Consider the following 23,647-nt stretch of genomic DNA (forward strand, 5'->3'; position numbering starts at 1 on the left):
GAGATTCGTGGCAGCGGCCGCGCCAGGCGCGGCCGGTAGCCCATTACACGGACAGCAGGAGGAACTCGCGCTCCCAGGAGCTGATCACGCGCTTGAAGTTCTCGTGCTCGGCACGCTTGACCGCGACATAGCCACGCATGAACTTCTCGCCGAGGTACTTCTCGGCAGTCTTGCACGCCTCCATGCGTTCCAGCGCCGCTTCAATGGTCAGCGGCAGGCGCAGGTTGCGGCGCTCGTAGCCACGGCCCTTGACCGGTGCACCGGGGTTGATGCCTTCGACCATGCCGATATAGCCACACAGCAGGGACGCCGCCAGCACCAGGTAGGGGTTGGCGTCGGCGCCGGCCAGACGGTTCTCCACACGACGGTTCTGCGGGCTGGCCTCCGGCACGCGCAGGCCCACGGTACGGTTCTCCTCGCCCCATTCGACGTTCACCGGCGCCGAGGTATCGGGCAGGAAACGGCGGAACGAGTTGACGTTGGGCGCGAACAGCGGCAGCAGCTCGGGGATGTACTTCTGCAGGCCACCGATGTGGTGCAGGAACAGTTGGCTCATGGTGCCGTCCTCGTTGGAGAACAGGCTCTTACCGGTCTTGATATCCACCACGCTCTGGTGAATGTGCATGGCACTACCAGGCTCGTCAGTGATCGGTTTGGCCATGAAAGTGGCCGCCACATCATGCTTGAGCGCGGCCTCGCGCATGGTGCGCTTGAACACGGTGATCTGGTCGGCCAGGTGCAGCGCCTCGCCATGGCGGAAGTTGATCTCCATCTGCGCCGGGCCGTCTTCGTGGATCAGCGTGTCGAGATCCAGGTGCTGCAGCTCGCACCAGTCGTAAACGTCCTCGAACAATGGGTCGAATTCGTTGGCAGCGTCGATGGAGAATGACTGCCGGCCTACTTCCGGACGGCCGGAACGGCCCATGGGTGCCACCAGCGGGAAGTCCGGGTCACTGTTGCGCTTGGTCAGGTAGAACTCCATCTCCGGCGCGACGATGGGCTTCCAGCCTTTGTCTGCATACATCTGCAACACGCGCTTGAGGATGTTGCGCGGCGACAGCTCGATAGGGTTGCCCTGCTTGTCGAAGGTGTCGTGGATCACCATGGCGGTGGGCTCGATGGCCCAGGGCACGACGAAAACAGCATTAGCGTCCGGACGGCAGAACATGTCGATGTCCGCCTCGTCCAGCAGGTCGTAATAGATGTCGTCCTCGACGTAGTCGCCGGTCACGGTCTGCAGCAGCACGCTCTCAGGGAGGCGCATGCCCTTCTCGTCAAGGAACTTGTTGGTCGGCGATATCTTGCCGCGGGCAATGCCGGTCAGGTCGCTGATCAGACATTCAACTTCGGTGATTTTGCGTTCTTTCAGCCAGCTCGTGAGCTGGTCTAACTTGGTACTCATAGAGACCTCAGGGTTGTAGAACCAACTAGGGTTATAGCTGGTTCAGCGTTGCCCCGCCTTCTCCCTGCAAGCCTCACCAAAGGCCTGGAAGAAAGCGAGATATTCGGGTGGATGCTACTAGGGGTACGGCACCTCCGACACCTGACTTATCACTCCACCGAAAGAAAATCGCCCGCTCTTGTCAATCGACCCCGCCCCCTCTAGCTCGCGGCATAGCGCGAGCCCAACAGAGCCGACGAACGACTTGCACACTGCAGGACGCGAGCCACCGGGCACAGCAAGGGGCGCTGCGCAGCCGCGTGCGCTATCGTGCAGGGTATTGGGTGAACGAAAGGCCTGATGGCACAGACCGAGCGGCGATGATGCCGCCGAGGAAAAAAGCTGCCGTGTAGCGGCGTCGCCAGGCATGCTCAGCGCGGGGGCCAGCATGATGTGCAGGCCAGCCTCGCGAACGAGGACAGTAGAGGTAGCGTGACCGTTGGTTATGGCACAAGCGCTGACGCCGATGCTCGGCAGGCAAAACATGAGACACCCGTATTATTGCTGTTATGGGTTTCGACCGAGCTTAGCGTTGTTCATTTTTTTACACAATAGCTCTGTAAAAAATTGAACACACCCCATTGAGCACCCCGGAAAGACTCCGGTTGAAGCCGCCTGAAAGGCCTGGAAATGCCCCAAAATTGGCCATGACGCCCCATGACAGGGCATTATCAGGCCAGCTTGACAGTAAAGTGCGTTTCGGATTGACTCACACCCGTGCATTCGCATGATTGATATATTTAACAAAAAGGTGTTGCATCATGTCGGTACCCCCGCGTGCCGTTCAGCTTAACGAAGCGAACGCGTTCCTCAAGGAACATCCCGAGGTCCAGTTCGTCGACCTTCTTATTGCAGATATGAATGGTGTGGTGCGCGGCAAGCGCATCGATCGAAACGCCCTTCACAAGGTGTACGAGAAAGGCATCAACCTGCCGGCCTCGCTCTTCGCTCTCGACATCAACGGTTCCACCGTCGAAAGCACCGGCCTTGGCCTGGACATTGGCGATGCCGACCGTATCTGCTTTCCCATCCCCAATACCCTGTGCAACGAACCCTGGCAGAAGCGCCCCACCGCGCAACTGCTGATGACCATGCACGAGCTGGACGGCACGCCTTTCTTCGCCGACCCGCGCGAGGTATTGCGCCAGGTGGTGCAGAAGTTCGACGAACTGGGCCTGCGTATCTGCGCAGCCTTCGAACTGGAGTTCTACCTGATCGACCAGGAGAACGTGAACGGCCGCCCGCAGCCGCCACGCTCGCCGATCTCGGGCAAGCGCCCGCATTCGACCCAGGTCTACCTGATCGACGATCTCGACGAGTACGTCGACTGCCTGCAGGACATGCTCGAAGCCGCCAAGGAGCAGGACATCCCGGCCGACGCCATCGTCAAGGAGAGCGCCCCGGCGCAATTCGAGGTCAACCTGCACCACGTCGAAGACGCCATCAAGGCCTGCGACTATGCACTGCTGCTCAAGCGCCTGATCAAGAACATCGCCTACGACCATGAGATGGACTCCACCTTCATGGCCAAGCCCTATCCGGGCCAGGCGGGCAACGGCCTGCACGTGCACATCTCGCTGCTCGACAAGAAGACCGGCAAGAACATCTTCGCGGCCGAGAATCCGCTGGAGAACACCTCGCTGCGCCATGCCGTGGGCGGCATCCTCGACACCCTGGCGGCGTCGATGGCCTTCCTCTGCCCCAACGTCAACTCCTACCGCCGCTTCGGCGCACAGTTCTACGTGCCCAACGCGCCGAGCTGGGCGCTGGACAACCGCACCGTGGCCGTACGCGTGCCTACTGGCAGCGCCGATGCCGTGCGTATCGAACACCGCGTCGCCGGTGCCGATGCCAACCCCTACCTGATGCTGGCCTCGATCCTCGCCGGTATTCACCACGGCCTGACCAATCAGATCGAGCCGGGCGAGCCGATCGAGGGCAACTCCTACGAGCAGCTCGAGCCCAGCCTGCCGAACAACCTGCGCGATGCCCTGCGTGAGTTGGACGACAGCGAAGTACTGAACAAGTACATCGATCCGAAGTACATCGACATCTTCGTCGCGTGCAAGGAAGCCGAGCTGCAGGAGTTCGAGACCACCATCTCCGACCTCGAGTACAACTGGTACCTGCACACCGTGTGACCCCGAGAAAGCCGGCCGCAGAGCCGGCTTCTTTTTGCCTGCCAACTGCCAACCGACAGCTCCGGCGCTTGGCCTCGGAGCCAGTGGTTCGCCGCACGGCGACCCCGCTGACATGAATCAACCCCCGGCGGCCGAGGCCGCCGGATACTGTTGCCTTCATCCTTCAGGGAGCTACTCATGCAACGCGCTCTTGCCGCCGTCCTGCTAGGCCTGATTTCCAGCCTGGCTCAGGCAGCCGACAGCATCCGTGTCTACAACTGGAACGATTACATCGCGCCACAGGTACTGGAAAACTTCACCCGCGACACCGGGATCGAAGTCGAGTACCACACCTTCAGCAGTGCCGAGGAACTGAACGCCGCACTGGAAAGCGGCCAGGCCATCGACATCGCCGTGCCCTCGCACAATGCACTACCAGGACTGATCGCCAGCGGCCGCATTCGCCCTCTGGACTTCACCCTGCTACCCAACCGCAGCCATCTGGACAAGCAACTGCTGAGCAAGCTGGCGGCGGTAGACCCGCAGAATCGCCATGCCGTGCCTTACCTGTGGGGCGCGGTCGGCCTGGCGATCAACACGCCGCAGGCAGAAGCCGCCTACGGCGGACCACTGCCGCACAGCTGGAGCCTGCTGTTCGACCCCGAACAGAGCAAGCGCCTGGCCAGCTGCGGCATCAGCGTGCTGGATGCCTCGGATGAAACCCTGTCACTGCTGCTCAACTACCAGGGCCGCAGCCTCGCGCGCAGCGCCCCAAGCCGGGTCGAACGCGCCGGCAACGTACTCGAGGCCTTGCGCCCGAACCTGCGCTACGTCGACAGCGAGCGCTATATCGACGACCTCAACAATGGTCGCCTGTGCCTGGCCATGGCCTGGGTCGGCGACGCCCTCGCCGCTGCGCAGGCCGGGCAACCGGTCAGCTTCGTGGTGCCGGACGAAGGCTCGGTACTGTTCATCGACAACCTGGTGATCCCCGCCAGCGCTGCCCGCCCGGACCTTGCCCATCGTTTCATCGACTACCTGATGCAACCGCAGGTAATCGCCCAGGTTACCGCCGAGACCCTCTACCCCAACGGCAACGCCGATTCGGCGCAATTCATCGACAGCGCCCTGCTGGCACAACCCGGCCTGTACCCGGATCAGGACACCAAGCGCCGCCTGTATCCACTGGAAGTGCTTCCGGAGAAACACGCACAGGTGCGCAGCAACGTCTGGCAACGCTTCCTCGATGGCGGCTGAAAGGCCTGGCGAGGCCAAGGCAATCGCATGAGGCTCTTTTACCTCCTTCCGGGAATGGCAGAGCTCTTGTAGGAGCGGATTTATCCGCGAAATTCGCGATGAAATCGCGAATAAATTCGCTCCTACACCGTTTATGCGATTGCCTCGCCGCCGCCTGCTGACGTCCAATAGCACCTCGACCCACGAGGAGCCCCGCCATGTCGCGCCCCGCCAGCACCCGCAAGCCGCGCGCCAGCAGCCAGGCTCGCATCGCCGTCATCCTCGGCGCTGCCCGCGAGTTGCTCGCCGAGCAAGGCATGACCAACCTGTCGATCTACGCGGTGGCCGAGCGGGCGGGCATTCCACCGTCGTCGGTGTATCACTTTTTCGCCAGCGTGCCCGCTCTGCTCGAGGGTCTGACCGCTGACGTGCACGCTGCCTTTCGCGGCAGCCTGCTGGAACCGGTCGACCATGCCGCCTTGCGCACCTGGCACGACCTCTCGCGCCTGGTGGAACAGCGCATGCTGAGCATCTACGCCCAGGACGCCGCCGCTCGCCAGCTGATCCTTGCGCAGCATGGTCTGGCCGAGGTGACCCAGGCTGACCACCAGCACGACCTGGAACTGGGTCGATTGATGCGAGCGCTGTTCGAACGGCATTTCCCCCTGCCGCAATTACCGACGGATATCGATGTATTCACCCTGGCCATGTCCCTGGGTGATCGCGTGTACGCCCGCGCGGTACAGCTGCACGGCGAAATCACGCCACGCCTGGCCGAAGAAGGCATGCGCGTATTCGACGCCTACCTGGGGCTCTACCTGCCTGCCGCGCTGCCGAAGCGCCCCACCCCGCTGGAATAATCCCCACGCCCGTCTCGTCTCGCAACAACCGTCAAACACGGCGCGCTCCTCGCCCGCACCCCTTTATCTCGATAAAAATCGGATTAATTTCACTTTGGCGAACAGAATAAACTTCTAATATCGATATTTATCGGATATAAATCGACCATCCCGCCTTGGTCGATGTTTAGCCACGGCACTGCGAAAAGGCCTCCGGCGAACCCGGTACGGCCTGTGAACGAGCCAAGAGGTGCTTTATGTCCCGTATCGTTACCGTCGCCGCGACCCAGATGGCCTGCTCCTGGGATAGTGCCGCGAATATCGCCAACGCAGAAAGGCTGGTGCGCCAGGCCGCAGCCCAGGGCGCGCAGATCATCCTGATCCAGGAGCTGTTCGAGGCGCCCTACTTCTGCCAGAAACCCAACGCCGACTACACCCAGCTGGCGACCTCCGTTGAAGAAAATCCGGCCATTGCGCACTTTCAGAACGTTGCCGCGGAGCTGAAGGTGGTGTTGCCGATCAGCTTTTTCGAACGCGCTGGCCGCGCCCGCTTCAACAGCATCGCCATCATCGACGCCGACGGCACGAACCTCGGGATTTATCGAAAAAGCCATATCCCGGATGGCCCCGGCTACCACGAGAAGTACTACTTCAACCCAGGCGATACCGGCTTCAAGGTCTGGGACACCGCCTATGCGCGTATCGGCGTAGGCATCTGCTGGGACCAGTGGTTCCCCGAGTGCGCACGCAGCATGGCGCTGATGGGCGCGGAAATCCTCTTCTACCCGACCGCCATCGGCAGCGAGCCGCACGATGCAGGCATCAACTCGCGCGAGCACTGGCAGCGCGTGCAACAGGGCCATGCCGGCGCCAACGTGATGCCGCTGGTGGCCAGCAACCGTATCGGTCGCGAAGAACAGGACGGTTACGACATCACCTTCTATGGCAGCTCGTTCATCGCCGACCAGTTCGGTGCAAAGGTCAAGGAACTGAACCAGACCGAGGAAGGCATCCTGGTGCACAGCTTCGACCTGACGACTCTGGAGAAGGTGCGTAGCGCCTGGGGTGTGTTCCGCGACCGCCGGCCGAACCTATACTGGCCGCTTTCCACACTCGATGGCGAAAACCTCTGCGAGTGAACGTAGCCCGGATGCAATCCGGGGATTTTTCTCACGACACCCCGGACTGCATCCGGGCTACAGGTGAAACATGACCACGCTGAACACCACTCCACGCGCCGATGGATTCCGCATGCCGGCGGAATGGGAAACCCACAGCAAGACCTGGATTGTCTGGCCCGAACGCAGCGATAACTGGCGCAACGGCGGCAAGCCAGGCCAGGCCGCCTTCGTCGCCGTGGCCAAGGCCATCGCCCAGTTCGAGCCGGTGACCGTCTGCGTCAGCGCAGCGCAATACGAGAACGCCCGTGCACGCCTGGACGACAGCAACATCCGCCTGGTGGAAATCACCACCGACGACGCCTGGGTGCGCGATACCGGCCCGACCTTCGTGATCAATGACAGCGGCGAAGTACGCGGTGTGGACTGGGCATTCAATGCCTGGGGCGGCTTCGACGGTGGTCTGTACTGGCCATGGCTACGTGACGACCAGGTGGCGCGCAAGATCCTCGAAATCGAAGGCTGCAAACGCTACCGCACCGAAGGCTTCGTGCTTGAAGGCGGCTCGATTCATGTCGATGGCGAAGGCACCCTGATCACCACCGAAGAGTGCCTGCTGAACAACAACCGCAACCCGCACCTGACCCGCGAAGGGGTCGAAGCCATGCTGCGCGAGCACCTGGCCATCGACACCGTGATCTGGCTGCCGGACGGCCTGTACAACGACGAGACCGACGGCCACGTCGACAACTTCTGCTGCTACGTGCGCCCCGGTGAAGTGCTGCTGGCCTGGACCGAAGATCAGAACGACCCCAACTACCCGCGCTGCCAGGCCGCCATGCGCGTGCTGGAGAACGCGCGCGACGCCAAGGGCCGGCAGCTGACCGTGCACAAGATGCCGATTCCCGGCCCGATGTACGCCACCGCCGAAGAGTGCGCAGGCGTCGATATGGTCGAAGGCAGCCAGGAGCGTAGCCCGGACGTTCGTCTGGCCGGCTCCTACGTCAACTTTCTCATCGTCAACGGCGGCATCGTCGCGCCGAGCTTCGATGACCCGAAGGACATCGAGGCCTGCACCATCCTCCAGCGCATCTTCCCCGAGCATCGCGTGGTGATGGTACCGGGCCGCGAAATCCTCCTGGGCGGCGGCAATATCCACTGCATCACCCAGCAGCAACCAGCCCCGCAGGGTGCCTGAACCTGACGGTTCGCTGCACAAGTCGCCATGAAAACGCCCGCCTGTGCCGGGCGTTTTCGTTCCCTCTCGAAGGCGGACAGGCGTCACTTCATCTTGCAGGTATTGATCCCCAGCAGCGGATAGGCCGGGCAGAAGCGGAAGATGCCGGTGGCCAGCGGCACCAAGCCGATCCAGCCCCACAGGCCGATGACACCGGCCAGGCTCAGCGCGATGAGGATCAGCCCTGCGGCGATACGCAGGCTACGGTCGAGGGTTCCAACATTGGCTTTCATCGAGGTTCTCCAGGTCATCGTCCACGCCGGCCTTCCAGCGCAGTAAAGATCAACATTCCGGCAAGCATCGCGGCGACGAACAACGCGGCCTGCCAGTACCCGGTCAGCAGGACGGCCAAGGCCGGCCCCGGACAGATACCGGCGATCCCCCAGCCAACACCGAACAGCAGGCTGCCACCAATCAGCCGGGCATCCAGATCGCGCCGCGTGGGCAGCTGCATGGCACCACCAAGCAGCGCCTTGGCGCGCCGTCGTGCCAGGCTCAGCGGCAACGCAGCAACGCCAATCGCGCCAGCCATCACCAGCGCCAGCGACGGGTCCCAGTTGCCGGCCAGGTCGAGGAAAGCCAGCACCTTGCCGGGGTCGGCCATACCTGCCAGCAACAGACCGAGACCAAACAGCAGGCCACAAACGAATGCACTGAGTCTGACCACGTTCAACCTCCCAACAGATGACGCAGGACAAATACGCAGGCGAAACCCGAGGCCATGAAGCACAGCGTGGCCAACAGCGAGCGTGGCGACAGGCGGGCAATACCGCAGACGCCATGGCCACTGGTGCAACCCGAGCCATAGCGGGTACCGACACCGACCAGTAGGCCGGCCACGATCAACCCCAGGCTGCCGGTCTCGAAATGAAGCGTGGGCAACGTCGCGAATAGCCCCCAGAGCAGGGGCGCCAGCAGCAGACCAAGGACAAAGGCGACCTTCTCGCCGCGCCCTTCGCCCCCACGCTGCAGCAGGCTACCGAGCAAGCCACTGATGCCGGCCACGCGGCCATTGGCCAGGGCGAACATGGACGCCGCCAGGCCGATCAGCGCACCACCGGCCAGGGCGCTCCAGGGGGTGAAGCTGGCCCAGTCGACGTTCATTGCCGGCCCTCGCAGAACAGACGATAGAGCGTCTCGATCACCGCCAGCGCCGCCGGACTGCTGATGCGATAGAAGATCTGCTTGCCGTCGCGACGGGTCTCCACCAGCCCTTCACGACGCAACACTGCCAGTTGCTGCGACAGCGTGGGCTGCTGGATACCGAGCAGTGCCTCCAGTTCGCTGACGTTACGCTCGCCCTGCGACAGCTGGCAGAGCAGCAGCAGACGATCCGGATTGGCCAGCGTCTTGAGCAGTTGCCCGGCGGCGTCGGCATTGGCGCGCAGCTGCTGGATATCGATGGTTTCGGCCATGAGACACCTTCACTCAATACAATATGTATTTTTATATATTGTATTTTGAAAAAGTGTTAGCGCAACTGACCGGCGGTAGGAGGGGGACTGCACAGGCCGCCTTGCAGGAGCGGCTGCAACTGCGAAAAACCGCCCAACCGTGCACAGCACAAATAGAGGGAGGGGCTCTATCCGCGACAAGAGCTCGCCACTAAAGCGCCTCCCACAAAGGGTATCGTCAACAATCTCGCCGAATCCACAGATCTCCCCGGATTACATCCGGGCGACCACTGACGCCATGCAAGTGCACTCACTGGCGATACGCACACAAGCAATAATCACCAGCCCAGAAACGCAGAAACCCGCCGTAGCGGGTTTCCGGGTCGAAGCCAGGTGAATCAGGCGTCGGCGTCAGCAGCGGCCTGATAGGCCGCAGCATCGAGCAGCTTGTCCAGCTCGCTGGCGTCGCTCGGCTTGAGCTTGAAGAACCAGCTGCCGTACGGGTCGCTGTTGACGCTTTCCGGGCTGTCGGCCAGCGATTCGTTGATGGCGATGACCTCACCAGCAACCGGTGCGTAGATGTCGGAGGCCGCTTTGACCGACTCCACCACACCCGCCTCCTGGCCAGCGTTGAGTTGCTTGCCAACTTCCGGCAGCTCGATGAACACGACGTCACCGAGGGCTTCCTGGGCGTGGTCGGAAATGCCCACGGTCACGCTACCGTCAGCCTCCAGGCGCGCCCACTCGTGGCTGGCGGCATAACGCAGATCGGCGGGGATATTGCTCATGTTTGATTCCTCGTAAACGGTGACGGCAAGTGGACCGTCAGGACAATTTAGCAGGCCACGGCGTCAGGAGAAGCCAGCACCGCGAACAAAAAAAGAGCGTGACCACGATATTGCGAGCCAGGGCCATGCAATACCGATATCGGGCCTGCAAAACCAGGTGCGCAGGCGCTGTGTACTTTGTACAAGCTTGCTTGTAACGCTGGCGCGCAGCGCATCGTAGTCAGCTTCTCAGATAAGGGTTTTACCGTGGCGAACGAAGCTCGGCTTGACCACGCGTACTGGGTACCACTTGCCGCGTATCTCCACCTCGGCACGGTCCCCGGTGGTTGCCGGCACACGCGCCAGCGCAATGGATTTGTTCAGCGTGGGTGAGAAGCTACCGCTGGTGATCTCGCCCTCGCCAAGGCCGTCGACGCGTACCACCTGATGCGCACGCAGCACACCGCGCTCTTCCAGCACCAGGCCTACCAACTTGCTCGGGCAACCAGCGGCGCGCTGCGCTTGCAGCGCCTCGCGACCGATGAAGTCGCGCTCGGCAGGCTCCCAGGCGATGGTCCAGTCCATGTTGGCGGCCAGTGGGCTGACCTGCTCGTCCATGTCCTGGCCGTAGAGGTTCATGCCCGCCTCCAGGCGCAGGGTGTCGCGTGCGCCGAGGCCGATGGGTGAGATACCAGCACCGACCAGATCGTTGAGGAAGGACACCACCTCGGTCACCGGCAGCACGATCTCCAAACCGTCCTCACCGGTGTAACCGGTACGCGCGATGAACCAGTCGCCCTCGGGCAGCCCCTGAAACGGCTTGAGCTCATGGATCAGCGCGGCGCGGGCCTGGCTCAGCAGCTCGGCGACACGCGCACGCGCCTTGGGGCCCTGGATGGCGAGCATGGCCAGGTCGCGGCGCTCTTGCAGCTGCACATCGAAATCAGCCGCCTGCGCATGCATCCAGGCCAGGTCCTTGTCACGGGTGCCGGCGTTGACCACGAGGCGGTAACCACCTTCGGTGAGGTAGACGATCAGGTCGTCGATCACCCCACCCTGCTCATTGAGCATTGCGCTGTACAGCGCCTTGCCCGGGCTATCCAGACGGGCCACATCGTTGGCCAGCAAACGCTGCAGATAGGCCTGCGCCTGGCTGCCGCCGACGTCCAGCACGCACATGTGCGAGACATCGAACACGCCGCACTCGCGGCGCACCTGATGATGCTCCTCCACTTGCGAACCGTAGTGCAGCGGCATGTCCCAGCCGCCGAAATCCACCATCTTGGCCCCCAGTGCCAGGTGCAGGTCATAGAGGGGGGTGCGCTGTCCCATGGGTTATCTCCTTCCGGGCTTGGCGAAGCGATTCAGACCCCCGAGAAGCTAGCTGCGTTGCCATTGCTGCGTTACAGCCAGGCTCAAAATGCTCATGTGCAAAAGCACACTCCGCTTTTTCGCCTGGCTGCGCCTTGCACTGGCCGCCTCGCCTACGCTTCTCGATACGTCTGCCGGATGGGCCGGCTCGCGAATGGCGCGCATTGTAGCCGCAAGGTCGGCGGGGGTCATCTGACCAAAGGTCGCGCAGTGAGCCGAGCCGGGATATGCCTCAGCCCAGGGCCGGAACCAGAGGCTTTCAGCCGAAGCTACGGGCCGAACGCCGAATCAGCAGAATCACCGGCAGCAGGCCGACCAGCACCAGCGTCAGGGCCGGCAGCGCAGCGCGCGCCCACTCCCCTTCGCTGGTCATCTCGAAGACCCGCACCGACAGCGTGTCCCAGCCGAACGGACGCATCAGCAGGGTCGCCGGCATTTCCTTGAGTACGTCGACGAACACCAGCAACGCAGCCGACAGCGTGCCTGGCAGCAGCAGCGGCAGGTAGACCTTGAAGAACAGGCCGAGGCCGCCGACGCCAAGGCTGCGAGACGCCTCCGGCAGAGACGGACGAATACGCGCCAGGCTGGTCTCCAGCGGGCCGAAGGCCACCGCCATGAAGCGGATCAGGTAGGCCACCAGCAACGCCGCCAGGCTGCCCATCAGCAAGGGTTTGCCGGCACCGCCCAGCGCTGTGGACAGCGGAATCACCAGTTCACGATCGAGGAAGCTGAACGCCAGCATGATCGCCACAGCCAGCACCGAGCCCGGCAGGGCATAACCGATGTTGCCCAGCGCTACACCGAAGCGCACACCACGATTCGGCGCCTGACGCCGGGCGAAAGCCAGCAGCATGGCCACACTGACGGTGATCAGCGCCGCCATGCCGCCCAGGTACAGGGTATGCAGGATCAGACCGGCGTAGCGCTCGTCGAGATCGAAACGCCCGCGCTGCCAGAACCACGCCAGCAGTTGCAGCAGCGGAATGACGAAGGCGCAGGCGAACACCAGACCACACCAGGAGCTGGCGGCCAGGGCCTTCCAGCCGTGCAGGTGATACAGCGCCTTGCCGCGTGGCCGCTCGTTGGCCGGCCGCGCTGCGCCGCGCGCACGGCGCTCGCCGTAGAGCACCAGAGCGACAGCCAGCAACAGCAGGCTGGCCAGCTGCGTGGCGCTGGTCAGGCTGTAGAAGCTGTACCAGGTCTTGTAGATCGCCGTGGTGAAGGTGTCGAAATTGAACACCGATACCGCACCGAAATCAGCCAGGGTCTCCATGATCGCCAGCGCCAGGCCAGCGCCGATGGCCGGCCGCGCCATGGGCAGCGCCACGCGCCAGAAAGCTTGCCAGGGGCCCTGCCCGAGCACCCGCGCCGCCTCCATCAAACCCTTGCCCTGAGCCAGGAAGGCGCCACGGGCGAGCAGGTAGACGTAAGGGTAGAACACCAGCACCAGTACGATGATCACGCCACCGGTCGAGCGTACGCGCGGCAGCCGCAGGCCACTGCCGAACCATTCGCGCAACAGCGTCTGCACCGGGCCGGCGAAATCCAGCAGACCGACGAAGACGAACGCCAGCACGTACGCGGGTATGGCGAAAGGCAGCATCAGCGCCCAGTCCAGCCAGCGCCGGCCGGGAAACTCGCAGAGGCTGGTGAGCCAGGCCAGGCTCACCCCCAGCAACGTCACCCCTACGCCGACCCCGACCACCAGCGTCAGCGTGTTGCCGATCAGGCGTGCCATCTGCGTCTGCCACAGGTGCGCCCAGATTTGCTGATCCACCTCGTGCCAGCTCAGCAGCAGCACCGACAACGGCATCAGCACCAGAACGGCGACGGCAAGGACGATGGGGTACCAGCGACGCTGGACGGGATGCGGCACGCGGATTCCTCGACTACGGAAAAGACGACGCCCCGGCTAGGCGGGGCGTCGCAGTATAACGGCAGCAGGGCGGATCGCCGAAGGTACGATGATCGCACCCACGCCGGAGCGTGGGCACGATCCTCTTTACTGCCAGCCAGCGCGATCCATCAGCATGGTCGCTTCGGCCTGGCGCTTGCCCGCCACTTCGGTGGCCACGGTATCGGCCTTGAAGGTGCCCCAGGACGCTACCTCGGCGGACGGCTGCACCGCAGGGTTGGCCGGGTATTCCTGGTTGACGCCGGCGAAGATGCTCTGCGCGTCCGGGGTGGTCATCCACTCCAGCAGCTTCCTGGCCTGCTCGGCATGCGGTGCATGCTTGGTCACGCCGGCACCGGCCAGGTTGACGTGCACACCACGGTCAGCCTGGTTCGGCCAGAACGGCTTCACTTTCAGATCCGGGTTCTGCTTGTGCAGGCGGCCATAGTAGTAGGTGTTGGTGATGCCCACATCGCACTGGCCGGCGTCGATGGCCTGCAGCAGCGCGGTGTCATCGGCGAATACATCGGTCGCCAGGTTGTCGACCCAGCCCTTGACGATTTCCTCGGTCTTCTCGACGCCATGAGCCTCGATCAGGGTGGCGGTCAGCGACTGGTTGTAGACCTTCTTGCTGGTGCGCAGGCACAGGCGGCCTTCCCAGTTCTTGTCCGCCAGGGCTTCGTAGGTGGACAACTCCTGCGGCTTGACCCGCTCGGTGGAGTAGAAAATGGTCCGCGCACGCAGCGACAGGCCAGTCCAGCTGTCGGTGCTGGAGCGGTACTGGGCCGGAATATTGGCGTCGATGATGTCGGACTTGGTCGGCTGCAGCACGCCTTCCTGCTCGGCTTGCCAGAGGTTGCCGGCATCGACGGTGATCAGCAGATCGGCCGGGGTATTGGCACCTTCGGCCTTGAGGCGGGCGATCAGCGGGGCCTCCTTGTCGGTGATGAACTTCACCTTGACCCCGGTTTTCTCGGTATAGGCGTCAAACACTGGCTTGATCAACTCATCGATGCGAGCGGAGTAGACCACCACCTCATCGGCAGCCTGGACGGCAGTTGCCAGGGTGCCGAGAGTGAATGCGGCGAGGAGCGTGTTGCGAGCCTTCATGGGACCAGCCTCTTGTGGATAACAAAGTGGCTGAATAGTAGTGAATGTTATTTGCCTTCTCAACGTAAACAACAACGCGAAACGCAGCAGTTATTACAAGGTATTTTCGGGCTCACGGGCTGCCAGCAGATCTGCCGGCAACAACAGCGTGTCGATTACCGCATCGACTGGCAGTGACACCACGACTATGAGCGGACAGACGATGCTAATCAGACAGATCACCGCCCCGGCATTGCCGCTACCGCTGGGACCAGGGCGCAATCCCAACAGATGGAGATCGCCGTTGACGCCCTTGTAGGTCTCCACTGGCGTCGGCACTGCGGCGCCGCCACGACCGACCATGGTCCCGCAGCCTGCAGAAAGTGAAAATGCCGCCACAACCAGGTATTGCAGTAGGTGCTTCATTGCACACTCCTCATTCATCCATGACAGGTAAAGCGTTGGTCAGGCCCTGGCCAGCTCCGGCAGATCACCCGACAGCCCAAGGGCCTGGCGCACGAACAGCGCCTTGGCTTCTGCCTGGCTATCCACCAGATCGAGGCCGACGTTGCGCAGCAGGCGCAGCGGCAGCGGGTCGGCCTGGAACAGACGCTGGAACCCCTCCATCGCGGCCATCATCGCCAGGTTATGCGGCATGCGCCGACGCTCGAAACGGCTCAGCACCCGCTCCTCAGCAAGGTTCTCGCCTCGCGCAGCGGCATGCAGCAGCACCTCGGCCAGCACGGCCGCATCGAGAAAGCCCAGGTTGACGCCCTGCCCCGCCAACGGATGGATGGTGTGCGCAGCATCGCCGATCAGCGCCAGCCCAGGCTCCACGTAACGCTTGGCGTGGCGTTGGCGCAACGGGATGCACAGACGACGATCAGCATGCAGCACCTTGCCCAGGCGCGACTCGAAGGCCTTGCCCAGCTCCACGCAGAACGCCTCGTCATCCAGCGCCATCAGGCGCTCGGCCTCCACCGGCACGGTCGACCAGACGATCGAACACCAGTGCTCGTCCGCCGGCCCGGCCAGTGGCAGGAACGCCAGAGGGCCATCGTCGGTGAAGCGCTGCCAGGCCGTGGCCTGATGCGGGCGCTCGCAACGCACGCTGGTCACGATGGCGTGATGCAGATAGTCCCACTCACGGGTGGCGCAACCGGCCAGGCGTCTTACCGCGGAGTTGGCGCCATCGGCAGCCACCAGCAGCGGTGCACGCAACTGGCGACCATCGGTAAGGGTCAGCAGCCAGTCGTCACCGCTGCGGCGCAGTTGCTCAAGGCGTGCCCCGGGCAGCAGGCCGATCTGGCTGTCATGCAGGCGTTCGAGCAGGGCGTCCTGCACCACGCGATTCTCGACGATATGGCCCAGCGTATCGGCATGCACGCTGGCGGCGGCGAAATGAATGCTGCCGGTGCCGGAGCCGTCCCACACGTGCATTTCGCCATAAGGGCAGGCGCGCCGCGCGGCGATACCTTGCCAGGCGCCCAGGCGTTCGAGGATGCGCTGGCTGGCCATCGACAGCGCGCTGACGCGCGGCTCGAACGACGCCTGCGCAGCGAACGGTGACACGCTGAGCGGGCTGCTATCGACGATCAGGATGTCCAGGCCACTGTGCTCCAGCGCCAGAGCCAGGGTACTGCCGACCATTCCGGCGCCGACGATGATCAGATCCGCTCGCATATTCATTCCTTGGCTGTCAGAGACTTCGCGTGCCCATGCCCATCGCCTGGCGGGCGAACCAGCGCTTGGCCGGCGGCAACAGATCGAGGCCGAGCAGGCCGAGGTTGCGCCCGGTGGCCAGCAGCGGCTGGGCGTTGCTGAACAGACGTGTCACCTGATCGGAGAAACCGACTGTCATATTCTGGTCGCGCTGCTGACGCTGCTGATAACGCTGCAGGGTGGTGAAGTCACCCAAGGGGGCGTCGCTAGCGATCAGCACCTCGGCCAATGCCAGCGTATCGCGCAACGACAGGTTGTAGCCCTGGCCGGCAATCGGGTGCAGGCTGTGCGCCGCATTGCCGAGTACCACCAGATGCGCGCGCACCTGCTCCTGCGCTTCGACCAGGCTCAGCGGATAGAGATGTCGCGCACCGACCTGCTGCAAGGCGCCCAGGCGGTAACCGAAGGCCTGCTGCAACTCAGCGAGAAAGTTTGCCTCGCTGACGCGCAACAAGCGCTCGGCGTCGGCGCTGGCGCGCGTCCAGACCAGCGCACAGCGGTTGTCGCTCAGGGGCAACATGGCCATGGGGCCGTCATCGGTGAAGCGCTCGAAGGCCTGGCCGCGATGCGCTTCCAGCGGACTGACGTTGGCGATCAGTGCGCTTTGACCATAGGGTTTGCTACTGACGACGATACCGAGCTGCTCGCGCAGAGCGGAACGCCCACCGTCAGCGAGAATCGCCAGGTCGCAATCGAGGCAGGTCTCATCGTTGAGGGTCAGGCGATAGCCATCGTCGACACGCTGCATGCCGACCACTTCAGCCGGGCAGCGCCATTCGATCACATCCGCATCCAGCGCCTGCCACAGGCAATGGCCGATCCAGGCGTTCTCCACCACGTAGCCAAGCGCCGGCACACCTTCTTCGATGGCCTGCAGCCGCGCGGCGCCAAAGCGGCCACGGTCGGAAACATGAATCTGCTGAATCGGCTCGGCGCGCTGGGCGATGCATTGCCACAGACCGAGGCGCTCGTAGATCAGCCGGCTGCCGTAAGACAGCGCGGTGGAGCGCGCGTCGTAGCTGGGCTGATATTCGCTGCCCGGAGCGAAGGGCTCGATCAGGGCAATGCGCCAACCACGCTGACGCGCAGTGTCCTGCAGGGCCAGCGCCAGGCTGGCTCCCACCAAGCCACCACCGATGATCGCCAGGTTCACACGGGACATGGGCTCAGGCCGCCTCGCTTCGAGCAGCAGCCATCAGCGCCTCGATCTCGGCGACGGTCTTGGGCACACCACCGGTGAGCACCTCGCAACCCTTGCGGGTCACCACCACGTCGTCTTCGATGCGCACACCAATGCCGCGCCACTTCTTGGCGACCCTGTCGTCGTCCGCCGCGATATAGATGCCGGGCTCGACCGTCATCGCCATGCCCGGTTCGAGCACGCGCCACTCGCCGCCGACCTTGTAGTCGCCGACGTCATGCACGTCCATGCCCAGCCAATGGCCGGCGCGATGCATATAGAAGGGTTTGTAGGCCTCGCCGGCGATCAGCTCGTCGACATCGCCGCTGAGCAACCCCAGCTCCACCAGCCCAGCGGTGATCACCCGCACGGTGGCCTCATGGGCTTCGTTCCAGTGCTTGCCTGGGGCGATGTGCTTGAAGGCTTCCTCGTTAGCCGCCAGCACCAACTCGTAGATGGCCTTCTGCTCGGGCGAGAAGGTGCCGCTGACCGGGAAGGTGCGGGTGATGTCGCTGGCGTAGCAGTCGATCTCGCAACCGGCGTCGATCAGCACCAGGTCGCCATCCTTGAGCGGCGCGTCGTTTTCGCGGTAGTGCAGGATGCAGGCATTCCTGCCTGCCGCGACGATGCTGCCATAGGCCGGCATCTTCGCCCCACCCTTGCGGAATTCGTAATCCAGCTCGGCTTCGAGGTGGTATTCGTAAAGGCCGGCCCGGCTGGCCTGCATGGCACGGATATGGGCTCGCGCACTGATCTCGGCGGCCTCCTTCATCACCTTCACCTCGGCCGCCGACTTGTACAGGCGCATGTCGTGCAGCAGGTGGTCGAGGGCGACGAATTCATTCGGCGGCGTCGCGCCCTGACGGGCCTTGGCGCGGATGTGATTGACCCATTCCATGAGCCGATGATCGAACTCCTGGTTGCAGCCAATGGCGTAGTAGACGCGCTCGCGTCCTTCGATCAGCCCCGGAAGGATGTCGTCGATATCGCCAATGGGAAAGGCGTCATCGGCGCCAAACTTGCTGATCGCACCGTCCTGACCGGCACGCAGGCCGTCCCACAGCTCACGCTCCGGGTCACGTTCACGGCAGAACAACACGTACTCGCCATGCTCGCGCCCCGGGATCAGCACCATCACGGCCTCGGGTTCGGGGAAGCCGGTGAGGTACTGGAAGTCGCTGTCCTGACGGTAGACATGCTCGACGTCGCGGTTGCGGATGTACACCGGCGCCGCCGACAGGATGGCGATGCTGTTGGGTTCCATCTGCGCCATCAGCGCCTTGCGCCGACGGGCATATTCGGACTTGGGGATGCTGATCACGGCAGGCTCCGGCGAAATTCAGTGCAGGGACGGTTTGGCGGCAGGCGCAGCAGGTTTGGCGCACTCGGTGAACAGCAGCAACGGGGCGACCCGCAGATACTCCATCACCTCCATGTAATCGCTCTCGCCATCTTCCGATTCTTCCAGGGCGCTCTGCACCTGGGCGATGGCGGAGAGATCCTGCAGCACCTCCATGGCCTCGGCACTCAGCGCGCCGTCGCGGGCGGTCAGGCCGAAGCCACCGAGAAAGCCCTGGCACCACTGCCCGAGCGCGACAGCTCGCTGCGCCAGCGGCGCTTCGTCATCCGGCAGCAACAGCACCACGGTGATGTCTTCACTGCACAGCTCGCCCTTGACCATCTCCTGCAAGCCGATCAACGCCTGGCGCACGCTGTCCTGCGGCTCGCCACCGAGCAGGTCGGTAGCGTCGAGCAGCCAGGCATCGGCGTCGAAGCCGGCACCCGCGCAGCTGCGACCGAGCAGCAGGCCATGCAGTTCAGCAGGGGAAACGGAATGCCCGGCGCTGGTCAACAGAGCGGTGAAGGCGGCGTAGGGAGAGCTTGGAATCGACATAGATAGCTAGGCGCCAGGCGGCGCAATCTCTAGAATGGAGGCCTCGTATCCTAGCACCGGCAGACGCGGCAAGACCATCCGAGGCCGCCGCGGTGATGACATCATCTGCATCACACCATTGCCATCTGGGTTTGACCCCTAGCCGGGACAGGCCTATATAGTCCAGCCAGCCATCCCGTAGCGAGAGCCCATGGAAGACGCCGATCTGCACGCCTTGACCGCCAAGCTGGAGCTCCTGATCCAGCGTGTCGAGCAGCTAAAGGCTCACAACCGACTCCTGCTGGCGAATGAACAGGCCTGGCGTGAGGAACGCGCCCATCTGATCGAAAAGAACGAAATGGCCCGGCACAAGGTCGAATCGATGATTTCGCGCCTTAAAGCCCTGGAGCAGGACTCATGACCCAGTCGAACACCGTGACCGTCCATATTTTGGACAAAGAATATTGCATCGCCTGCCCGCAGGATGAACGCGCCAATCTGGAAAGCGCTGCCCGCTACCTGGACGGCAAGATGCGTGAGATTCGCACCAGCGGCAAAGTGATCGGTGCCGACCGCGTTGCCGTGATGGCCGCACTGAACATCACCCACGACCTGCTGCACAAGCAGCAACGCCTGGATCAGGACGCCAACTCTACCCGCCAGCAGGTTCGTGACCTGCTCGATCGCGTCGATCAGGCCCTGACCGACGACACGGCCCCCTGAGCCGACATGCCTGCCTGTTCGTCGCAGGCCGCCCCGCAGACGCTCCATTCGGGTATACTGGGCGCAACTTCCTGGGGTGTGCGCCAGTCGGTGATGTCCCTGAGCCGATACGCACAACCACGGGGGTTGCACGTTGGGGCCGGTGTGCATGTCCGCCTGACGGAAAGCCTTAACGCCTCCTGCAACCTCCACCTTGAACTTTCGGGTTCAAGGGCTAAACCGACAGCGGCACGCTGGGAAGTCACTCTCCCCCCTGGTAGCCGCCGCTACCTGACTTGCTCTACCCTCCTGACATGACCACTTCTACTTTCCCCAGTCGCCCGCAACTGCGCCGCGTGCTGCGTCAGCGTCGTCGTGCGCTCAGCCGCAGCCAGCAACGTGCCGCCGCGCGCAACCTGTATCGCCAACTGGTACAGAGCCCGCAGTTTCGTCGCGCTCGGCACATCGCCCTGTACCTGCCCAACGACGGTGAAATCGATCCCCGGCCGCTGCTGGCCGCTGCGCAGAAGCGCGGCAAGCGCACCTATCTGCCGGTGCTCAGTGCCTGGCCGCGCACCAAGATGGTGTTCCAGCGCGTCACCCAGCACGAGAAACTGGCGGGCAATCGCTTCCGCATCCTCGAACCGCGCCCGCAGAGCAAACGCCAGCGCAAGATCTGGGCACTGGATCTGGTGCTGCTGCCGCTGGTGGGCTTCGATGATCGCGGTGGACGCCTGGGCATGGGCGGTGGTTTCTACGACCGCAGCCTGGCCTATCTGCACAGGCGCAAAAATTGGCACATGCCGACGCTGCTGGGCCTGGCGCACGAGTGCCAGCGAGTGGATGAACTGGCAATGGCCAGTTGGGACGTGCCTTTGCAGGCCACGGTAACGGACAGGGCGTGGTATTGAAGCGAAGGAAGCGGCACCGCGTTCCCTGCGGCGCTTACGCGTACAACCCGCGAATCAGGGCTGCTGCGTTACATTGACCGAAGCGTCGTTTTGACGCTCCCAGAGGCTCTGGGTGTAACCCGTGGTAACCACGCCCAGGCTGAACAGTACGACGAGAACCCACAAAAGATCTGGCTTGCGTTTCATTTATTGCCTCCCCCTTCAAGGCAATGCGCGCGTTGGTCGCGCGTTATTGTTGTGTACAACAAGACAGCGCCAAGCGTTTAGCCGGGTATTTTCCGCCACTGCCAGGCACTGCGCAATTTCCGGCGCCAACCGACCGTCGGAGAGTTTCACTCAAACAAGCGTCCGCTTACGGACAGACCTGCAGGAGCAAAGTTCATGCCTTATTGGCTGATGAAGTCCGAACCCGACGAACTATCCATTCACGATCTGCAGCGCCTGGGCAAAACCCGCTGGGATGGCGTGCGCAATTACCAGGCGCGCAACTTCATGCGGGCGATGCAAGCGGGCGACCTGTTCTTCTTCTATCACTCCAGCTGCCCGCAACCGGGCATTGCCGGCATCGCACGGATTGCCGGCGAGGTCTACCCGGACCCAACCGCGCTGGACCCGCAGAGCCACTATCATGACCCCAAGGCCAGCGCCGAGAAGAACCCCTGGAGCGCCCTGGACGTCGAGTTCGTCGAAGCCTTCGACGAGGTCGTGGCGCTGCAGCATCTGAAGAACAATCCGCTGCTGGCCGACCTGGCACTGGTACAACGCGGTAGCCGCCTGTCGGTGATGCCGGTGAGCGAGCCCGAGTGGACGGCGATTCTCGCCATGCGTTGAGCCACTCACGGCACTGTGCTATCACCACAGCAAGCCTAGGGAGTTATCCATGCCAGCATCCTCCGCCTGGCCAGCGCGCCTTGCGCTGGCGTTACTGTTATTGGTGCTGAGCGGCGCCAGCGTGCTGCTCTGGCGCCAGATCGAGGCGGTGCAGCAACAGCGCGTCGACGAGCGGGTCAGCTATCAGGCGCGCAGCCTGGCACGTCAGCTGGAAAGTACGCTGCACCTGGAGGTGGCCAGCCTCGAACGCATCGCCCGTTTGTGGAACAGCCTGGGGCGTCTGCCGCGCGCCAGCTGGGACGAGGAAGTGGAGCTCGCACTGCAGGGCTTTCCCGCCTACCAGTCGATCCAATGGGTCGGCCCCGACCTGCACATGCGCTGGCTGCTGCCGGTAGCCGGCAATGAAGCGGCGCTGAATTTTCGCCTGTATCCCGAGCATCCCAACTACCCGCTGGCAATGGAGGCCCGCGAGAGCGGCGAGCAGCGTTTTTCCAACAGTTTCGACCTGGTGCAGGGAGGCCGCGGCTTCGTTCTCTATACACCGCTTTACCGCGAAGAGAATGGCAGCAAGGTTTTCGACGGCTTCCTGCAGGGGGTGTTTCGCGTCGAGCCGCTGATGCTGCAGTTGCTCAACCAGATCGACCAGAACGCCTTCAACCTCGAGCTGCTGGAGAACGGTAGTAGCCTGTTTCGTCATGGCGCCGCCGACGCTGACGCCAAGCACAGCCTGCAACTGGGCCTGCGCCTGCTCAACAACCAGGACTTCAGCCTGCGCCTGAGCCCCACCGCGCAGCTGCTCGACCAACTGGAGTCGCCCCTTCCCGGCGTGGTACTCGGTGCCAGCCTGGCGATCAGCCTGCTGCTGGTTGCCGCCCTGGCGCTGGCACTGGAGAACAGTCGCCGCGCTCATGCCCTGCAACTGGCCAACCGTCGCTTCAAGCAGGAGGCCGAGCGCCGCGAGGAAACCGAGCAGCGCCTGCGTGAGAATCGCGAGCGCCTGCAACTGGTGCTCGATCTGACCGACTCCAGCCATGACGGCCTGTTCATCTTCGACAGTGACAGCCGCGAGCTGCTGCACATGAACCAGGCCACCTACGCCACACTCGGCTATCGTCCCGAACAGTTCGCCGAGCTGTTGCGCGATGCCCCGGAGAAGCTCATGCCAGGCTTCCATCGCTGGCTCGAGCAAGCGTGCCAGGCGCAAAGTGACAACCTTTCGCGGATATTTCAGTGCGAGCTGATTCGCCGCGACGGCAGCCGCCAACCGGCAGAGATCAACACGCAACTGGTGCAGCTGCACGATCGCGAGTACCTGATCGCCGTTTCCCGCGACAATAGCGAGCGCCTGCAGCTGGAGGCGCAACTGCAGCGCCTGTCGCAACTCGACGGTCTGACCGGGCTATACAACCGGCGTTATTTCGATCAGCAGCTGCTCTCCGAATGGCGGCGCCTGCGCCGCCTGCGCGCGCCATTGGCCCTGCTGATGCTGGATATCGACCACTTCAAGGCCTACAACGATACCCTCGGCCACCTGGCCGGCGACGACGCGCTGCGCCGGGTCAGTGCCGCCCTGCGCGAGAGCCTGCAACGTGAAGGCGACGTGGCCTGCCGCTACGGCGGCGAGGAGTTCGCCATCATCCTGGCCAATACCAGCCAGGACGGCGCCGAACAGGTTGCTGCGCGCATCCACGCAGCCATCGCCAACCTGGATATCGCCCATCCGGCCAGCCCGTTCGGTCACCTGACCCTGAGCATCGGCCTGATCGTGGTCGACCCGGTCAGCGACGAACAGCCAGGCGCACTGCTCGCCCAGAGCGATCAGGCGCTGTACCGCGCCAAACATGAGGGGCGCAATCGCACCTGCCTGTGGCAGCCGCCTGAGCTTGACCTGAATCAAGCCCACTGAGGTGCATCCGGCCGAC

25 protein-coding genes and 1 other RNA gene are annotated in these 23,647 nt (G+C 63.4%); 11 read left to right on the plus strand and 15 right to left on the minus strand.

The genetic code is table 11. The features are described from left to right. Nucleotides 1–43: 43 nt before the first annotated feature. A complete protein-coding gene (locus ACN8M7_RS04315) occupies nucleotides 44–1,402 on the minus strand; it encodes a glutamine synthetase family protein (RefSeq protein ID WP_061238609.1) in 1,359 nt (452 codons plus the stop codon). Between the two features lie 800 nt (nucleotides 1,403–2,202). Between ACN8M7_RS04315 and ACN8M7_RS04320 the strand changes: the two genes are divergently transcribed. From ACN8M7_RS04320 to aguA, 5 genes are all read left to right on the plus strand, one after another. Further along, on the plus strand, nucleotides 2,203–3,582 hold the full coding sequence (locus tag ACN8M7_RS04320) for a glutamine synthetase family protein (protein WP_061238610.1): 1,380 nt from the start codon (nucleotides 2,203–2,205) through the stop codon (nucleotides 3,580–3,582). 177 nt (nucleotides 3,583–3,759) lie between these two features. Continuing rightward, nucleotides 3,760–4,818: a polyamine ABC transporter substrate-binding protein gene (locus ACN8M7_RS04325; RefSeq protein ID WP_490259894.1), complete on the plus strand. Its 1,059-nt coding sequence runs from the start codon at nucleotides 3,760–3,762 to the stop codon at nucleotides 4,816–4,818. 197 nt (nucleotides 4,819–5,015) lie between these two features. Further along, on the plus strand, nucleotides 5,016–5,657 hold the full coding sequence (locus ACN8M7_RS04330) for a TetR/AcrR family transcriptional regulator (RefSeq protein ID WP_061238612.1): 642 nt from the start codon (nucleotides 5,016–5,018) through the stop codon (nucleotides 5,655–5,657). A gap of 236 nt (nucleotides 5,658–5,893) precedes the next feature. Next, on the plus strand, nucleotides 5,894–6,775 hold the full coding sequence (gene aguB / locus ACN8M7_RS04335) for an N-carbamoylputrescine amidase (protein WP_490259895.1): 882 nt from the start codon (nucleotides 5,894–5,896) through the stop codon (nucleotides 6,773–6,775). 70 nt (nucleotides 6,776–6,845) lie between these two features. Further along, a complete protein-coding gene (aguA, locus tag ACN8M7_RS04340) occupies nucleotides 6,846–7,952 on the plus strand; it encodes an agmatine deiminase (protein WP_490259896.1) in 1,107 nt (368 codons plus the stop codon). A gap of 83 nt (nucleotides 7,953–8,035) precedes the next feature. On the opposite strand, the gene ACN8M7_RS04345 is transcribed toward aguA, so the two are convergent. From ACN8M7_RS04345 to ACN8M7_RS04405, 13 genes are all read right to left on the minus strand, one after another. After that, on the minus strand, nucleotides 8,036–8,224 hold the full coding sequence (locus ACN8M7_RS04345) for a YgaP family membrane protein (protein ID WP_061238615.1): 189 nt from the start codon (nucleotides 8,222–8,224) through the stop codon (nucleotides 8,036–8,038). Between the two features lie 14 nt (nucleotides 8,225–8,238). Next, nucleotides 8,239–8,658, minus strand: coding sequence for a DUF6691 family protein (locus ACN8M7_RS04350; RefSeq protein ID WP_490259897.1), 420 nt, complete (start codon nucleotides 8,656–8,658; stop codon nucleotides 8,239–8,241). A 2-nt stretch (nucleotides 8,659–8,660) separates the two neighbouring features. After that, nucleotides 8,661–9,095 (minus strand): YeeE/YedE family protein, encoded by a 435-nt coding sequence (locus ACN8M7_RS04355; RefSeq protein WP_490259898.1) that lies wholly within the window; start codon nucleotides 9,093–9,095, stop codon nucleotides 8,661–8,663. After that, a complete protein-coding gene (locus ACN8M7_RS04360; RefSeq protein ID WP_490259899.1) occupies nucleotides 9,092–9,406 on the minus strand; it encodes a metalloregulator ArsR/SmtB family transcription factor in 315 nt (104 codons plus the stop codon). The genes ACN8M7_RS04355 and ACN8M7_RS04360 overlap by 4 nt, the downstream gene beginning before the upstream one ends. A gap of 377 nt (nucleotides 9,407–9,783) precedes the next feature. Continuing rightward, the gene (gene gcvH, locus ACN8M7_RS04365; RefSeq protein ID WP_061238619.1) at nucleotides 9,784–10,173 is read right to left on the minus strand and encodes a glycine cleavage system protein GcvH; all 390 of its coding nucleotides are present in this window, start codon (nucleotides 10,171–10,173) and stop codon (nucleotides 9,784–9,786) included. A 228-nt stretch (nucleotides 10,174–10,401) separates the two neighbouring features. After that, nucleotides 10,402–11,484: a glycine cleavage system aminomethyltransferase GcvT gene (gene gcvT, locus ACN8M7_RS04370; protein WP_490259900.1), complete on the minus strand. Its 1,083-nt coding sequence runs from the start codon at nucleotides 11,482–11,484 to the stop codon at nucleotides 10,402–10,404. A 298-nt stretch (nucleotides 11,485–11,782) separates the two neighbouring features. Continuing rightward, nucleotides 11,783–13,399, minus strand: a complete 1,617-nt coding sequence (locus ACN8M7_RS04375) for an ABC transporter permease (protein WP_490259901.1) — start codon at nucleotides 13,397–13,399, stop codon at nucleotides 11,783–11,785. Nucleotides 13,400–13,525: 126 nt separating this feature from the next. Beyond that, nucleotides 13,526–14,527 (minus strand): extracellular solute-binding protein, encoded by a 1,002-nt coding sequence (locus tag ACN8M7_RS04380; RefSeq protein ID WP_490259902.1) that lies wholly within the window; start codon nucleotides 14,525–14,527, stop codon nucleotides 13,526–13,528. A 93-nt stretch (nucleotides 14,528–14,620) separates the two neighbouring features. Beyond that, complete coding sequence (locus ACN8M7_RS04385; RefSeq protein ID WP_490259903.1) at nucleotides 14,621–14,932, minus strand: YceK/YidQ family lipoprotein; 312 nt, start codon at nucleotides 14,930–14,932, stop codon at nucleotides 14,621–14,623. 39 nt (nucleotides 14,933–14,971) lie between these two features. After that, the gene (locus ACN8M7_RS04390) at nucleotides 14,972–16,189 is read right to left on the minus strand and encodes a 2-octaprenyl-3-methyl-6-methoxy-1,4-benzoquinol hydroxylase (protein WP_490259904.1); all 1,218 of its coding nucleotides are present in this window, start codon (nucleotides 16,187–16,189) and stop codon (nucleotides 14,972–14,974) included. A 16-nt stretch (nucleotides 16,190–16,205) separates the two neighbouring features. After that, a complete protein-coding gene (ubiH, locus tag ACN8M7_RS04395; RefSeq protein ID WP_490259905.1) occupies nucleotides 16,206–17,390 on the minus strand; it encodes a 2-octaprenyl-6-methoxyphenyl hydroxylase in 1,185 nt (394 codons plus the stop codon). A 4-nt stretch (nucleotides 17,391–17,394) separates the two neighbouring features. Then, nucleotides 17,395–18,729 (minus strand): Xaa-Pro aminopeptidase, encoded by a 1,335-nt coding sequence (gene pepP / locus ACN8M7_RS04400; protein ID WP_490259906.1) that lies wholly within the window; start codon nucleotides 18,727–18,729, stop codon nucleotides 17,395–17,397. A gap of 18 nt (nucleotides 18,730–18,747) precedes the next feature. Beyond that, nucleotides 18,748–19,302, minus strand: coding sequence for a YecA/YgfB family protein (locus ACN8M7_RS04405; RefSeq protein WP_490259907.1), 555 nt, complete (start codon nucleotides 19,300–19,302; stop codon nucleotides 18,748–18,750). Between the two features lie 190 nt (nucleotides 19,303–19,492). Here ACN8M7_RS04405 and ACN8M7_RS04410 point away from each other — a divergent pair, with 190 nt between their 5' ends. The 4 genes from ACN8M7_RS04410 (at nucleotide 19,493) to ACN8M7_RS04425 (ending at nucleotide 20,894) form a co-directional block, all read left to right on the plus strand. Further along, complete coding sequence (locus ACN8M7_RS04410) at nucleotides 19,493–19,702, plus strand: TIGR02449 family protein (protein ID WP_003458652.1); 210 nt, start codon at nucleotides 19,493–19,495, stop codon at nucleotides 19,700–19,702. Then, nucleotides 19,699–20,004, plus strand: coding sequence for a cell division protein ZapA (locus ACN8M7_RS04415; RefSeq protein ID WP_061238626.1), 306 nt, complete (start codon nucleotides 19,699–19,701; stop codon nucleotides 20,002–20,004). Before ACN8M7_RS04410 ends, ACN8M7_RS04415 begins: the two co-directional genes overlap by 4 nt. A gap of 65 nt (nucleotides 20,005–20,069) precedes the next feature. Next, nucleotides 20,070–20,248: non-coding RNA, 6S RNA (gene ssrS / locus ACN8M7_RS04420), on the plus strand. 49 nt (nucleotides 20,249–20,297) lie between these two features. After that, nucleotides 20,298–20,894: a 5-formyltetrahydrofolate cyclo-ligase gene (locus ACN8M7_RS04425; protein WP_490259908.1), complete on the plus strand. Its 597-nt coding sequence runs from the start codon at nucleotides 20,298–20,300 to the stop codon at nucleotides 20,892–20,894. Nucleotides 20,895–20,948: 54 nt separating this feature from the next. Here ACN8M7_RS04425 and ACN8M7_RS04430 read toward each other — a convergent pair whose 3' ends face one another. Next, nucleotides 20,949–21,080 (minus strand): hypothetical protein, encoded by a 132-nt coding sequence (locus tag ACN8M7_RS04430; protein WP_256579501.1) that lies wholly within the window; start codon nucleotides 21,078–21,080, stop codon nucleotides 20,949–20,951. A gap of 195 nt (nucleotides 21,081–21,275) precedes the next feature. On the opposite strand from ACN8M7_RS04430, the gene ACN8M7_RS04435 reads away from it, so the two are divergent. Together ACN8M7_RS04435 and ACN8M7_RS04440 are read left to right on the plus strand one after the other, a co-directional pair. After that, a complete protein-coding gene (locus tag ACN8M7_RS04435; RefSeq protein ID WP_061238628.1) occupies nucleotides 21,276–21,725 on the plus strand; it encodes an EVE domain-containing protein in 450 nt (149 codons plus the stop codon). A 49-nt stretch (nucleotides 21,726–21,774) separates the two neighbouring features. Continuing rightward, nucleotides 21,775–23,631, plus strand: a complete 1,857-nt coding sequence (locus ACN8M7_RS04440) for a sensor domain-containing diguanylate cyclase (protein WP_490259909.1) — start codon at nucleotides 21,775–21,777, stop codon at nucleotides 23,629–23,631. The last annotated feature ends 16 nt before the right edge of the window (nucleotides 23,632–23,647 follow it).

It is taken from the genome of Pseudomonas spartinae, from assembly GCF_965197125.1.
GTDB lineage: Bacteria > Pseudomonadota > Gammaproteobacteria > Pseudomonadales > Pseudomonadaceae > Aquipseudomonas > Aquipseudomonas composti_A.